General features: G+C 64.9%; 13 protein-coding genes. 6 read left to right on the top strand and 7 right to left on the bottom strand.

The genetic code is table 11. From position 1 onward, the window contains the following. Positions 1–120: 120 nt before the first annotated feature. Positions 121–927 carry a lytic murein transglycosylase gene (locus XI09_RS18605; protein ID WP_271568120.1) on the bottom strand — a complete coding sequence of 269 codons (807 nt, stop codon included), beginning with the start codon at positions 925–927 and terminating at the stop codon, positions 121–123. Positions 928–1,137: 210 nt separating this feature from the next. Here XI09_RS18605 and XI09_RS18600 point away from each other — a divergent pair, with 210 nt between their 5' ends. The 4 genes from XI09_RS18600 to XI09_RS18585 all read left to right on the top strand — a co-directional run bounded on the left by XI09_RS18600 (position 1,138) and on the right by XI09_RS18585 (position 4,059). Beyond that, complete coding sequence (locus XI09_RS18600; RefSeq protein ID WP_271568119.1) at positions 1,138–1,665, top strand: hypothetical protein; 528 nt, start codon at positions 1,138–1,140, stop codon at positions 1,663–1,665. A gap of 118 nt (positions 1,666–1,783) precedes the next feature. Next, entirely contained in the window at positions 1,784–2,728 is a 945-nt protein-coding gene (locus XI09_RS18595; RefSeq protein ID WP_271568118.1) for an OmpA family protein, read from the top strand. A gap of 218 nt (positions 2,729–2,946) precedes the next feature. After that, a complete protein-coding gene (locus tag XI09_RS18590; protein ID WP_271568117.1) occupies positions 2,947–3,294 on the top strand; it encodes a hypothetical protein in 348 nt (115 codons plus the stop codon). Positions 3,295–3,822: 528 nt separating this feature from the next. Next, positions 3,823–4,059 (top strand): hypothetical protein, encoded by a 237-nt coding sequence (locus XI09_RS18585; RefSeq protein ID WP_027548366.1) that lies wholly within the window; start codon positions 3,823–3,825, stop codon positions 4,057–4,059. Between the two features lie 112 nt (positions 4,060–4,171). Here the strand turns inward: XI09_RS18585 and rpoD are convergent, their stop codons facing one another. Both rpoD and dnaG read right to left on the bottom strand, forming a co-directional pair. After that, positions 4,172–6,331 (bottom strand): RNA polymerase sigma factor RpoD, encoded by a 2,160-nt coding sequence (gene rpoD, locus XI09_RS18580; protein ID WP_271568116.1) that lies wholly within the window; start codon positions 6,329–6,331, stop codon positions 4,172–4,174. 374 nt (positions 6,332–6,705) lie between these two features. Further along, entirely contained in the window at positions 6,706–8,706 is a 2,001-nt protein-coding gene (dnaG, locus tag XI09_RS18575; protein ID WP_271568115.1) for a DNA primase, read from the bottom strand. 311 nt (positions 8,707–9,017) lie between these two features. Here dnaG and XI09_RS18570 point away from each other — a divergent pair, with 311 nt between their 5' ends. Beyond that, positions 9,018–9,581: a chlorite dismutase family protein gene (locus tag XI09_RS18570; protein ID WP_271568114.1), complete on the top strand. Its 564-nt coding sequence runs from the start codon at positions 9,018–9,020 to the stop codon at positions 9,579–9,581. Positions 9,582–9,663: 82 nt separating this feature from the next. On the opposite strand, the gene XI09_RS18565 is transcribed toward XI09_RS18570, so the two are convergent. From XI09_RS18565 to XI09_RS18555, 3 genes are all read right to left on the bottom strand, one after another. Further along, positions 9,664–10,062: a gamma-glutamylcyclotransferase family protein gene (locus XI09_RS18565; protein ID WP_271568113.1), complete on the bottom strand. Its 399-nt coding sequence runs from the start codon at positions 10,060–10,062 to the stop codon at positions 9,664–9,666. A 207-nt stretch (positions 10,063–10,269) separates the two neighbouring features. Continuing rightward, positions 10,270–11,085 carry a transglutaminase-like domain-containing protein gene (locus tag XI09_RS18560; RefSeq protein WP_271568112.1) on the bottom strand — a complete coding sequence of 272 codons (816 nt, stop codon included), beginning with the start codon at positions 11,083–11,085 and terminating at the stop codon, positions 10,270–10,272. Further along, positions 11,086–11,997 (bottom strand): transglutaminase family protein, encoded by a 912-nt coding sequence (locus XI09_RS18555; protein WP_271568111.1) that lies wholly within the window; start codon positions 11,995–11,997, stop codon positions 11,086–11,088. A gap of 90 nt (positions 11,998–12,087) precedes the next feature. On the opposite strand from XI09_RS18555, the gene XI09_RS18550 reads away from it, so the two are divergent. Continuing rightward, the gene (locus XI09_RS18550) at positions 12,088–12,894 is read left to right on the top strand and encodes an N-formylglutamate amidohydrolase (protein ID WP_271568110.1); all 807 of its coding nucleotides are present in this window, start codon (positions 12,088–12,090) and stop codon (positions 12,892–12,894) included. On the opposite strand, the gene XI09_RS18545 is transcribed toward XI09_RS18550, so the two are convergent. Beyond that, a complete protein-coding gene (locus tag XI09_RS18545; RefSeq protein WP_271568109.1) occupies positions 12,891–13,874 on the bottom strand; it encodes a DUF3592 domain-containing protein in 984 nt (327 codons plus the stop codon). The two genes, XI09_RS18550 and XI09_RS18545, sit on opposite strands and share 4 nt — an antisense overlap. Positions 13,875–13,899: the final 25 nt, after the last annotated feature.

The raw sequence follows: 13,899 nt of genomic DNA, 5'->3' as shown, positions 1-13,899 counted from the left end.
GAATCTATCGGTTGCTAACGGTGGGAGTAGCGAACTGCTTGTCTTCGGCAAACCGAGTTCGGTGGATATGGGTCCCGGCCTTCGCCGGGACGACACAGAAGAAGCAAACGTCTCTCGCCCTCACTGCCCCGCCAGCCGATCGGCAAAATACCCGATGGTCTTGCGATAGATCACCGCCCTGTTCCACTCCCGCATCGCTTCGAAATTGGCGGTGCCTTCGCCGTAGGGCTGGCCCATCTTGAAGCCGCTGGTGTGGAGCAGGTTCGCGGTCGAGGCGAGCACGTCGGGGACGCTGTGGCGGAGGTCGACGTGGCCGTCGCCGTCGAAATCGACGCCGTACTTGATGTAGGACGACGGCAGGAACTGGGTCTGGCCGATCTCACCGGCATAGGCGCCGATCAGGTCGCGCAGCGGCAGGTCGCCGCGCTGCACGATCTTGAGGGCAGCGAGCAGCTCGCCCTGAAACAACTCGGTGCGGCGGCAGTCATGGGCAAGCGTCGCCAGCGTGCGGATCACCGGCAGCTTGCCGATGTCGCCCTTGCCGAAATCGCTTTCCAGCCCCCAGATTGCAACCAGGATATAGCGGGGCACACCGAACTGCTGCTCGATGCGCGAGAGCAGCGCGGCGTGACGCTGCAACAGCGCCTTGCCGCCATTGATGCGGCCCGGCCCGACGCGGGTCGAGACATACTGTTCAAAGCTCTTGTTGAAGGTGTAGCGCTGGCGCCGGTCGAAGGCGAGCACGGCGCCGTCCTGGGTGATGCCGCTGAAGGCCGCACTGGTCACGTTCGCCGAGACGCCGGCTCCTTGCGCTTCCGCGGTCATGCTGGCGACGAAGCCGTTGAAGTCGCCGCCGCAGCGCGCGGCCTCGGCTGGGCCGCCGGCCAGACCAACGAAGCAAACGGCGGCCAGAGCGTATCTCAGCATGTCGAGCGATCCCCCAAAAACCCTTGCGCGAAGCAGCGCGCGATCATGCCCGGGAAAGCGGCGACCGTCAAAGCGGCGCGCTTGATCCGCATCAACGTGTCTCACGCCCCGCTTTGACCGTCAAAGCGGCGCGCTTGATCCGCATCAACGTGTCTCACGCCCCGCTTTCTAGATTGAGCGAACCAGGAGAGCCGCCCAGGAGAATAGCTGATGACCGGAATTACCTTGACCGCCGAGCAGATCCGCAACGCACCCGCCTTGGTGCGGCAATGGATCGAGCAGGAGGTGACCGCCTCGCTCGGCCTTGCACCGCGGACGCCCGCGGCCGCGCCGCCGCAGGCTGCTCATCTCGTCGCCTGTAGCGTGGAAGACATGGCCGGCGTGCTCGAGCACGTCCGCGGCGTGTTTCCCGCCGTGAACGTGCTGTTCGAGCTCGGCCGTCCCGGCATCAGCTTCGGCCAGCCCGCGGTGATGACGTTCCGCCTGATGGACATCCTGCATCACACCCGCCTGCAGGACGTCGGCCAGGTCATGACCTGCCTGGAGATGCTCAACCAGGCATTGACCGAGGTGAGGAAAGACCCGTCGGTGCGGTTCTGCGGCTTCGACAATGAGGGCCATTGCCTGATCGCGCCGCAGACCCAGGCCAGCATCGCGACGCTGTGGCAGACCATGATGGAACGCCAGCAGGCGGCGCGGGAGCACGAGGCCGGCAGCCGGATTGCACCGGCGGCTTGAAACGGGCGGCGGCGGCTTTCCGGACAATCGGCAAGGGAATGGGCCGCCGGTAAGAACCGGCGGTAGAGTGCAGGCGACTAACGTCTGCGCCCCCTTCCTCAACCGACAGAGAGTGCCGATGCCCGCGCCGCGAAACATCCCCGGATCGCTCGTCCTTGCCGCCCTGCTCTCCCTTCTCGCCGTCACCGCCGCTGCCGCGCAGACGCGCGACGTCGCCGGCGGCCGCGACTATCCCGGCATCGGCCGGTTCGCCGGCAGCGTCATCACCGGCTATGTGGTGAAGGATTTTGACGCGGCGCGGATGCAGGCGGCCGCCTTCAGGGATGGCCAGCCGACCGATGCGCGGCGGCTCGAGGGGCGCATCTTCCGCATCGCCTATCGCACCAATCCGGGCCCCTCGATCCTGGAAGTGTCGCGCAATTTCGAGACGCAGCTCGCCAAGGCCGGCTTCGAGACCCTGCTCGCCTGCGACACCGAGGCCTGCGGCGCTATTCCCTTCACGGAAAGCGTCGACACGCTGCCGATCCCGCAGATGTGGGTCGACGGCTTCAACTACCGCTACTTTGCCGGCCGCAAGAGCGAAGGCGGACGCGAGACCTATGCCAGCGTCATCGTCAGCCAGAACAACCAGGAGATCTATGCGCAGGTCACCGTCGCCGAGCTCGGCGCCATCGCGAACAAGATGGTCGATGCCGCCGCGATGGCCAAGGGCCTTGGCGAGACCGGCCACATCGCGCTCTACGGCATCTATTTCGACACCGACAAGGCCGTGCTGAAACCCGAGAGCCGCCCGACGCTGGAGCAGATCGCAAAGCTCCTGACGAGCCAGCCGCAGCTCAACGTCTTCATCGTCGGCCACACCGACAGCCAGGGCGCCTATGAGTACAATCTCGACCTGTCGAAGCGCCGCGCCGAAGCAGTCGCCGCCGAGCTCGTGAAGAGCTTTCGCATCGCGCAGACACGCTTGCGTACCGCCGGCGTCGGCCTGCTGGCCCCGGTCGGCCCGAACGCAACGGACGGCGGCCGCGCGCTGAACCGGCGGGTGGAGCTGGTGGCGCCGTGAGGGCTTACTCGTCATTCCGGGGCGCCCAAAGGGCGAACCCGGAATCCATCGAACGGCAGAGTCGATAGCGCGATGGATTCTCAGATGCGCAATCGCGCATCATAGTTCGCGACGTCGTCGCGCCCCGGAATGACGGATGAGAGAGTTGCCGCTATGATGTTGGTGCTTGCACAGCGCCGTCGGTTGATGCAGCCGATGTGATCATAAGGCAACCAGCCATGCCAGAACATCAGCAGCCTCGACCAATCCGCCCCGCCCTCCTCCGCATCCCCCTGTTCCGCCTGCTCGCCATCAACCTTGCGATCGGCGCCTGCGCCGCGGCGCTTCTCGTCGGCGGCCTGCTCTGGCTCAACCCCGGGCATCTGCGCGAGCTGATCCTCGCCGACCGCGCAGGCGGTATCGCGCTTGCTCTGCTCCTCGTCTCGTTCCTCATCACCTTCGGTTCCGCGGCGATGGGCAGCGCGATCATGGCGCAGGGACGTAAAGAGGATGATGGCGGGCGCGGCGGCGGACACCAATCGCGGCTCGCCGTCCAGGAACTGGCGCAGCGCACGCGCACGCATTGAGATGTGCACCGCGAAGATGGAACTCGTCCGCATCCACCGGATCACATCGTCCGCACGCAAACGGGAAGACGTGCAGCCCGGCGCACTCCCCTACAAGTGCGCAACTCTCGCGCTGCATCGCGAGAGCAGGAAAGATGAACAAAATGCTTTGACGGTCCAAACAATTGCTTCGACGTACATCGAAACCGGAGGCCGCGATCGAAGCATATCTGCTGCGCTCGTCGCGACACCAACGCGGCCGCGATTTATCTTGCCACGGCATGGCGCAGATTATAATCTTCTATTCTAGGTTGTCGCCCCGCCAGCCCCGGGCGACGCTGAAGACCCAAAATAAGCGGCGGGCTTTTCAGCCCGCCGTTTATTGAGGGAAGGGTCGCAGCAGATCGCCGGCGAGCGCGTGCCGCCCTTGCCCCGACAAGCAGATTTCACCGATTGGTGCAGCAGCAAGCTCGCAGCGCCGGCTCGACGTGGATGTCGACAACCGCCAAAGCCATTTGACTGCTGCGCCCTTATCGACGACAAGCGGCCATGGCCAAGAAACCCGGAACCAATCCCAAAGGCGAATTCGCCTTTTTCAACGTCGTCTATGAGGACGGCTCCCAACGCTCCAACCGGCGCGTCCCTGCGGAATTGCTCGGAGGCCTCGAGGGCGACGAGCCCGCCCGCGGCTTCATCATGGAGCAGGACCGCGAGATCGCCGAAAAGTCCGGCCGCCCGCCGCTGGCGATCAAGAACCTCGACCGGGTCGGGGTGAAGAAGAAGTAGGCGGCGTCCGCGGGACACGGCAAGCGTCAGCAGAACAGAAAAACGGCGGGCTTTCGGCCCGCCGTTTTCGTTGGATGGATGCCCGGGTCAGGCCCGGGCATGACGATCCGAATTAATTGTCCAGGAAGCTCCGCAGCTTCCGGCTCCGCGACGGATGCTTCAGCTTTCGCAGCGCCTTCGCCTCGATCTGACGGATGCGTTCGCGCGTCACCGAGAACTGCTGGCCGACTTCTTCCAGCGTGTGGTCGGTGTTCATGCCGATGCCGAAGCGCATGCGCAGCACGCGTTCTTCGCGCGGGGTGAGCGAGGCGAGCACGCGCGTGGTGGTCTCGCGCAGGTTCGACTGGATCGCGGCGTCGATCGGGAGGATCGCGTTCTTGTCCTCGATGAAATCGCCGAGATGTGAATCCTCTTCGTCACCGACGGGCGTCTCGAGCGACAACGGCTCCTTGGCGATCTTGAGGACCTTGCGCACCTTCTCCAAGGGCATGCCGAGCTTCTCGGCGAGCTCCTCCGGGGTCGGCTCGCGGCCGATCTCGTTGAGCATCTGGCGGCTCGTGCGCACGATCTTGTTGATCGTCTCGATCATGTGCACGGGGATGCGGATGGTGCGGGCCTGGTCGGCGATCGAGCGGGTGATTGCCTGCCGGATCCACCACGTGGCGTAGGTCGAGAACTTGTAGCCGCGGCGGTACTCGAACTTGTCGACGGCCTTCATCAGGCCGATGTTGCCTTCCTGGATCAGGTCGAGGAACTGCAGGCCGCGGTTGGTGTACTTCTTGGCGATCGAGATCACGAGACGGAGGTTGGCTTCCACCATCTCCTTCTTGGCCTGACGGGCTTCGCGCTCGCCCTTCTGCACGGAGTGCACAATCTTGCGGAACTCGACGATCTCGAGGCCGGTCAGCGCGGCGAGCTGATGCACCTCGTGACGGAGGTCCTTGATGCGGTCCTTCTCGTGATGGACGAAGTTCTTCCAGCCCTTGGCCGACAGCTTCGAGACGCGGTTGAGCCAGCGCGGATCGAGCTCCGAGCCGGTGTAGTTGCGCAGGAAGTCTTCGCGCGCAACGCCGTGGCTGTCGGCAAGGCGCATCAGGCGGCCCTCATGCGAGACGAGGCGCTTGTTGATGTCGTAGAGCTGCTCGACGAGCGAGTCGATACGCGCCTGGTTGAGGCGCAGCGACTTCACCTCGACGATGATCTCGTCCTTGAGCTTGCGGTACTTGCGCTCCTGGTGCGGCGAGAGCGAGGGCCCGTGCGAGGTGCTCTCGAGCTGGTTCTGGATGTCCTGCTCCTGAAGCTTGCGCAGCTTCTTGTAGCTCTCGGCGATCTTGTCGAAGATCTCGACGACCTTGGGCTTGAGCTCGGCCTCGATCGCCGCAAGCGACATCTGGTTCTCGAACTCGTCGTCCTCGTCCATGTCGGCTTCGGCGGCGGCCTCGCCCGGATCCTTCTCGGCTTCAGCGCCGTTGCCGGGGGCAGGCGCAGCGCGGAACGGGGTCGGCGCCGGCGGTGCCGCGGGCGGGGCGACATGCGCGGGGGCGCCGCCGGTCACTACCGCCGCTTCGCCGCCCTCGGCCGTGGCTTCGCCGTTCTCTCCAGCGGGACCGCCGATCATCGCGGTGTTCATGCCGCCCTTGGCTTCGGGGCCGGCATAGGTCGCTTCGAGATCGATGATGTCGCGGAGGAAGATCTTGCCTTCGTTGAGCTCGTCGCGCCAGATGATGATGGCCTGGAAGGTCAGCGGGCTTTCGCACAGCCCCGCGATCATCGCCTCGCGGCCGGCCTCGATGCGCTTGGCGATCGCGATTTCGCCTTCGCGGGAGAGCAGCTCGACGGTGCCCATCTCGCGCAGATACATGCGTACCGGATCGTCGGTACGCTCGCCCGGCTCGCTCTTCTTGACCTCGGTGACGGCCTTCTGGGTGACCTCGACGAGCTCGTTGTCGGTCTCGTCCTCGCCGCCCTCGTCCTTGTCTTCCTCACCTTCGCTATCATCGGCTTCGGTGACATTGATGCCCATGTCCGAGAGCATAGACATGATGTCCTCGATCTGCTCGGGCGAGGTCTGGTCGGACGGCAGGACTTCGTTGAGCTGATCGAAGGTCACGAAGCCGCGCTTCTTGGCCTGCTTGATCATCTTCTTCACGGCCGCGTCGGACAGATCGAGCAACGGCGAGGGCGCGTCCTGGGAATCCTTCTCGGGAGCATCCGCTGCCTTGTCGTCTTTTTCCTTGTCCTTCGCCTGCAGCGTCTTTGCCTTGGTGGCCATCCATTGCTCCTAAACGCGTTTCACACAGACGTTCGCCGCGCCTGCCTGAAATCACTTGAACCTGTTGCTCGACGCTCTCGCTTCGTCAGCTCTCGACACGGAAAGGGCGGCGCGTACATCTCTCGCCACCCCCAACTTTCTCTCGCCGGATTTGCCTAACGCTTCGTGAGCCTCTTTGTCGCAGCGGATGCAGGTGTAGTGCCAACAGTGCTCGCGCGGATTCATTCCTGACGCGTCTGTTCTGCCTGCGGCCGCCTCTGGGCCAAAGTGCTACAAGACCGTTAAGCCTCGATTAACCCTGTTTTTGCCGCCAAACCATGGATTTGGCGAGTCTTTTAGCGGTTCCGGCTCCGGCCGTCCGCATGATTCTTTCATCACACGCTCTTCTGGAGCCGGCCGGACAGCTCGCCAAAACCCTCGATCAGGGCCTCGGTGCCGTCGACTTCGCCTATCCGAGCCTTGACGTCACGCAGCCACGCCAAATTGGCCTCGCTGGGGTCCTCCCCCAAGGCCAGCTCGGCGTCCTTCAACTCCCTAAGTAGTGAATGCCATTGCCGATGCAAGGCAACCAGCTGGTGCCAGGTGGAGAGAACGTCGTCCCTCGCCGCGCCTTCGCGCGCGCCCCATACCGCCTGGGTCGTGATGCCATTCTCAACCCGTTGAAGAAGCTGAGAAAATCCGCCCTTTTCGATGTCGGCCCGCATCTTCTCGGCCTGCTCGCCGGGGTCCGGTGAGTGGTGATGGTCGTTGGCGAAGGCGGCGATGATGCCGGCCCGCAGCTTGTGGGCCTCCGGATGGGCCAGCTCCAGGGCGGCGACCTCCTCGAGGTGCTCATGCAGCAGCCAGGGGTGGTTGATCAGGCATTGCAGGATCAGCGCCTCCCGGCGGGAGATGGCGCTGCGCTGTCCCTTCATGATCGGGCTTGTCGCGAGCTGGGGGCTCGCCGCCTGATAGGGGCCGGAGGGTAGCGGGGTGGGGCCGGCCCCGCCGCGGAACCCCTGACCGCCGAATCGATTCGCCTGCCCGCCGCCCCGCGGCTGGAACGGCCGGCCGCCCTGACCGGGGCGGAAATTGCCGCGGCCGGCATAGCCGCCGCGCCCGGTCTCGGGTGCAAACGTGCGCTGAAGCCGCTCGGCGAGGTCCTGGCGATAATAGCGCCGCACCACCTCGTCGCGGATGCCATTGGAGAGTTCCTTGATGCGTGCTTCCAGTGCGGCGCGGCGCTCGGGCGTGGCGAAGTTGCCGCCTTCGAGCTCGCGCGACCAGAGCATGTCGGCGAGCGGGCGCGCCGCCGCGATCACCTCTTCCATCGCGCCGCGGCCGCCCGAACGCACGAGATCGTCGGGGTCCTGCCCTTCCGGCAGCAGCGCAAAGCGCAGACTTTTTCCAGGCGCAAGGAACGGCAGCGCGAGATCGGCCGCACGATACGCCGCCTTCTGCCCGGCGCGGTCGCCGTCGAAGCAGAGGATCGGCTCGTCCGCCATCTTCCAGAGCAGCGCGAGCTGGTTTTCGGTGAGCGCGGTGCCGAGCGGCGCGACGCTGCCTGCAAAGCCCGCGGTGACCATGGCGATGACGTCGACATAGCCTTCGACCACGATCAGGGCGCTGCCATTATGCGCGGCGGCGCGCGCGGTCTGGTGGTTGTAGAGATTGTCGCCCTTGTGGAAGAGCGGCGTCTCCGGCGAGTTCAGATATTTGGCCGGAACGTCCTTCTCCAGCGCGCGCCCGCCGAAGGCGATGACCCGGCCGCGCAAATCCGTGATCGGAAACATCACGCGATCGCGGAAGCGGTCATAGGGCACGGGGATGTCGTTGCCGCCGACGAGCAGGCCGGTCTCGACCATGTCGTCGACGGAGACGCCGAGCTTGCCGAGATGCTCCTTCAGCGCGAAGCGATCGGGCGAGGCGTAGCCGAGGCGGAACTGCAATTGCGTCGCCGGCGAGATCGCGCGGTCGGCGAGATAGCCGCGCGCCTTGGCGCCGACGCGCGAGGCCAGCGTCTCGGCGAAAAACTTGGCGGCGAGGTCCATGACGTCATGCAGCGAACGGCGGCGCTGCTCCTGGCGTGCCGCGTCGGGCGTCACCGCCGGCAGCGGCAGGCCCGCCATGCTCGCGAGCCGCTCGACGGCCTCGGCGAACGGCAGGCCGTCGGTCTCCATCACGAAGCTGATGATGTCGCCATGCTTGCCGGAGGAGAAGTCGTGGTAAAAACCCTTCTGGTCGTTGACGTAGAAGGACGGCGTCTTCTCCTGCTGGAACGGCGACAGCCCCTTCCACTCCCGCCCGGCCTTCTTCAGCTTCACGCGCTTGCCCACGACTTCGGAAACCGAGAGCCGGGCACGAAGCTCGTCGAGGAATTGGGGCGTGAAGCGCATGGGGTGTGTCTAGCGCGAAACCGTGTGAGTCGGGCGAAGGATCAGGGATATAGGTGCGGGGTGCCCAAAAGTCAGGTTTGTCAGGCTTATCCGGGTTATTCGACCTATGCACAGGCCTTTCCGTCATTCATCGGTCATTCCGGGGCGATGCGACGGGACTGCGCAAAGCGCGGCCCGGAGCATCGAGCCCGGAATCCATTTCTCCCGGCATTCCGGCGGCGCGATGGATTCCGGGCTCGCGCCAAGAGGCGCGCCCCGGAATGACAACAGAGAGGCCTTGAACCCGGCCCGGTTCCACGCTTCCATAGGCCATGTTCAGGACCTTTCGAGGCGGCCACAGCGGGGGCTGGCGCGTGACCTCGATTTCGCCCGTGACGGGCGAGCCCCTGCCCTTCATGCCGGCGCTGTCGGTCACCGACAGCGAGGCCGTCTCGTTGCCGCTGGTGCCCTCGCGCAATGCGTGGCGGCTGGTCGGCGTCCCCAGCACGTTGCGCTACACCGAGCGCGCCGAGAAGCAGCAGCTCGTGGCCGTGCAGGCCGGGCTCGGCCGGCTCGAGGCAACCAGCGCGGCGCTGATCCCGATCCGCAAGTCGCAAGCCTGGTGGGAGCTGACGCAGGAAGAGCGCCGCAAGATTTTCGAGGACAAGTCGCACCACATCGCCAGCAGCCTGCGCTTCCTGCCCGCCATCGCGCGGCAGCTCTATCACTGCCGCGACCTCGGCGGTCCCTTCGACTTCCTGACCTGGTTCGAGTTCGCACCCACGCACGCCTCGCTGTTCGAGGAGCTGGTGGCGCTGCTCAGGCGCACCGAGGAATGGACTTACGTCGAGCGCGAAGTCGACGTTCGCGTGGTGAAGGAAGTGCTGTCGGCCTAAAGCGCGAGGAGATCGCGCTTTAGGTTATTTTCTTGAGCATGATCTTGTCGGAAAACCGCTACGCACTTTTCCGGATCATGCTCTAGTGATCCAGGAATCGCCCCGACTCGATGCGGGGCAGATCGGCGACGGGCCAATTGTAGACATAGGTCCACGCCTTGCCGGCGGTGCCGTCCGGCAGGGTCACGTCGATCAGCTTGCGCAGATATTCGGTCGGCTCCGGAAAGCCCTCGCCGCAGGCCTCGTACATGTCGAGCTCGCGCAGCAGCTCGTCGGGCACGTGCATGTGGAAGAGCTCGCCATGGACGAGGTCGGACGGCGCATCCGACAGCAGCAATCCCGGATAATGCTTGATGAGAAAGAGCCGGCCGCGGCAGGTCGCTTCACCCAGAAATTCCGCATGGCCGGCAAGCAGCCGCGCCATCGGATGGTCGAAGCCACGCATCAGGGTGCCGTAGACGAAGAGACGATCGGAGGTCATGGGGGCTCTATAGCTGCGAATTTTGCGGAACGACAGCGCTGCACATTCGATGTCGTCCGATGTCGTCCTGGCGAAAGCCAGGACCCATAACCACCGAATGCTGGAATGGGCAACCTGACGGCCACAGCGCAACGCCACACGAACAGTCGGGGTAATGGGTCCTGGCTTTCGCCAGGACGACATCGGAGGAGCATTGCGCGCGACACCTCACCTCGCCTTCACCACCTCGTCGCTCACCACCTCGAACTTCTTCAATTCCATCCGTCCAAAACTCGTCGAGAGCGCGACGTCGGCGGCGTCGCGGCCTGTCGCCATCAGGATGCGGCCGATGCGGGGGACGTTGTGGCGGGCGTCGAAGGTGAACCATTTGCCGGAGAGCCACACCTGAAACCAGCCGGAAAAATCCATCGGGGACGGATCCGGCGGAATGCCGATGTCGCCCATATAGCCGGTGCAGTAGCGCGCCGGGATGCCCATGCAGCGGCAGAGCGCGACGGCCAGATGCGCGAAGTCGCGGCAGACGCCGGTCTTCTGCTCGAAGACGTCGTGCGCCGACTTCATGTGATGGGCGTGCTCGTAGCCGAACGTGACGTGCTTGTGCACGAATTCGGTGATGGCAGCGACGCGATCCCAACCAGGTTTCGTCTTGGCGAATAGCGACCAGGCGATGTCGGTGAGCTTGTCGGTCTCGCAATAGCGGCTCGGCATCAGGTAGAGCATCAGCTCGTTCGGCAGTTGCTCGATCGGGATCTGCTGCGCGTCCGGCATCACCTCGTCGGGCAGGCCGGTGTCGCGCACCAGCGCGCGGCCTTTCAGCGTCACGCCGCCGGCGGGCGCCACGAGGCGGCCGCACACATTGCCAAAACTGTCGTGATAGAAGCGGATCGAGACGTCGGGCTCCGCAACCACCGTCTCCGTGCCGATGATGTCGGCCTGCCGCGAGGGGTGGATGTTGAGCATGATCACCATCGGTGTCGGCTGTGCAGCCGCGTAGGCGATCTCGAAGCCGACCCTGATGTCCATCTACAAGACCTCTGCCTCCATCTCGTGATCGTTGTCCTGGTCGTCCGAGACCACCTTGATGTTCACGTCCATGGCGTCGAAGGCATCCCCGGAGCCGATATAGACGCCGTGCAGCGGGATCGCCTGGCGCGGATCGCGGGCAACCGCGACCCGGATCAGGTCACGGGTGCCGACGATGCCGTTGGTCGGATCGAACTCGATCCAGCCCGCGCTCGGCAAATAGACCTGCACCCACGCGTGGGTCGAACCGCCGCCGACGTGCCGCTGCTCGATATCCTCCGGCACGAAGATGTAGCCGGAGACGAACCGCGCGGCGATGCCGAGCTGGCGCAGCGCCTCGATCATGAACAGCGCATAGTCCCGACAAGTTCCCGTGCCCGACTGCAAAGTATCGAGCGGATGCTGCGTGCCCAGCTCGTGGCGCCTGCGGTATTTGAACTGCTTGCGGATGCCGTGCGTCATGCCGCTCAGGATCTTGAAGGTCGGCGTCGGCGCGTCCTCGTCGAGGAAGCCGCGCGCCCACTCCGCGATCTCGCCGTCGGGATCGGTGTATTGCGGCGTGATGTACTGGACGAGATCGGGGAATTCCTCGTCGTCGTAGACGAAGGGATAGAAATAGGCCGGATCGTCCGGCGTCAGCGCGAACTCCTCCACCGGATTGTGCTCGACGGTGACACGCCAGTCGAAGATCAGCGTGTCCGCGCGCTCGTCGAAATTGGCGATCGCGACCGAATTGCCGAACACGTCGTGGATCCAGTGCAGCGACATCGGCTCCGGCGAGATTTCGAGCCTGGAATCGAGCACGCGCAGATCGTGCCCGTCGCGCGGACGGAGCATGATCCGGTGTTCGCCGAACGCCACGGGGCGGTTATAGCGATATTCGGTCTTGTGATGAATCGTGAGCAGCGGCATCGTGAGGCGATCATGGTGACTTTGGGCGGATCAATCTATAGCGATTCTGCCCGATTCTTGGGGTGACTGCATTTTCCATAGGCAATCAGGATGGCTTTAGACACAGCCGACGCGGCCGATCAACTGCTCGGCGAGGGCGACATTCCGCCAGTGCATGAGGTGAATGCGGCAGGGGCATCGCCCTTCCTGCTCACCTCGGATCATCACGGGCGGGTGCTGCCGCGCGCGCTCGGCGATCTCGGCGTCGCCGAGAACGAGCTGACGCGGCACATCGCCTGGGACATCGGCATTGCCGGCGTCGCCGAGCGGCTGGCAGAAATGCTCGACGCCCACCTGATCGCGCAGCGTTATTCGCGGCTCGTGATCGACTGCAACCGCCCGCCGGGCGCCGTGAGCTCGATTCCCGTGATGTCCGAGGCAACGGCCATCCCGGGCAATGAGGGAATCTCCGCGGGCGAGCGCGCGGCAAGGCGGCGCGAGATTTTCGAGCCCTACCATCATCGCATCGATGCCACGATCGGCCGCCGCCTGCACGACAAGCGACCGACGGTGCTGGTGTCGCTGCACAGCTTCACGCCGGTCTATGCCGGTGTCGAGCGGCCCTGGCACATCGGCGCACTCTACAACCGCGACACCGTGCTGCCGCAGCTCCTGCTGAAACATCTCCACGCCGAGAGCGACCTCGTCGTCGGCGACAACGAGCCCTATGCGGTCAACGACCTCACCGACTACACCATCCCCGTGCACGGCGAAGCCCGCGGCCTCGTCAACACCGGCATCGAGATCCGCCAGGATCTGATCGCGGACCAGTCCGGCCAGCAGCAATGGGCCGAACGGCTGGCAAGGATCTTTGCGGAGATCGAGATGGAGCTGCGAGCGGAGAGATTGGTCGATTAGCCGCCACGCGTTGCCACGAACACCGCGAGCGCGGCAAAGATCGCGGCGATGCCCCACAGCACGTAGGCGATGCGGCCGTCGCCGCGCGCGTCGAGCGTCGCCTCGGCCGGGTTGTCGGGGTTGACGCGGACCTCGACGGTCGCGCCGTCCTGATAGCGCGACATGAGCTTTCGCAGCATCTCGTCGGAAGCCGACGGCGTTCCTGCCGCGACGCGCGCGCATTCATTGGTGTAGCTGACATTCTGATAGAGGTAGGTGTAGGTCACACGCTTGCCGAACATCTCGGTGCCGCGGCGCTCGCCCGGCTCGCTGGCCTGGTGATATTCCTCGATTCCCGACAGCTTGATCGTGCCCGGCACAGTCGGCCACCGCGTCGCCATCGACGCCTGCCGCTGCACGGCCCACGCCATCATCGCGATGACGAGGCCGAACGCGCCGAAGGCAACGACCAGGCCCGCGAGATCGGGCCGCGCGACGTGATGGGCGAGATATTGGTAACTCTGGTTGAGGCCGAAGGCCGAGCCGAACACGATGGCAAGCACGATCACCGTGCCGATGCCGAGACAGCCCCACAGGCCCTTGGGCAGATCGCGCTCCAGCACGGCCTGATCGGGATGGCGCGGATTGTAGTAGACGGTGACGATGCTGCCGGCGGGATATTTCGCGAGCTTTTCGGCGACCTGGAAATTGCCGAGGTCTTCGCCGATCGAGATGCGGTTGTTGCGCAGCTTGCGGCCGCCGACCGAATATTCGTAGGTCACGTTGGCGAAGTTGCGGTTCTCCATCCGATAGCCGTCCTCGCGCTCGTCGTCGGACACCCTGACCTCGCGCACCTCGGCAACCGATGTGACCACCTTGCCGGGAGCCTGCGGCCAGCTCCGCGCCTCGCGCGCCTGCCAGGTCTTCACAACGGCGGCAATCAGGATCAGCGCGAGCGGCGCAAGCAGCATCGCGTAAACGAGCGGGGGCAGATCAGGCACGGCAAAATCCTTCGTCAGCGGCAAT

Origin of the sequence: Bradyrhizobium sp. CCBAU 11386 (assembly GCF_028128955.1) — a bacterium.
Taxonomy (GTDB): domain Bacteria; phylum Pseudomonadota; class Alphaproteobacteria; order Rhizobiales; family Xanthobacteraceae; genus Bradyrhizobium.
This window is presented reverse-complemented; position numbering and strand designations above follow the sequence as displayed.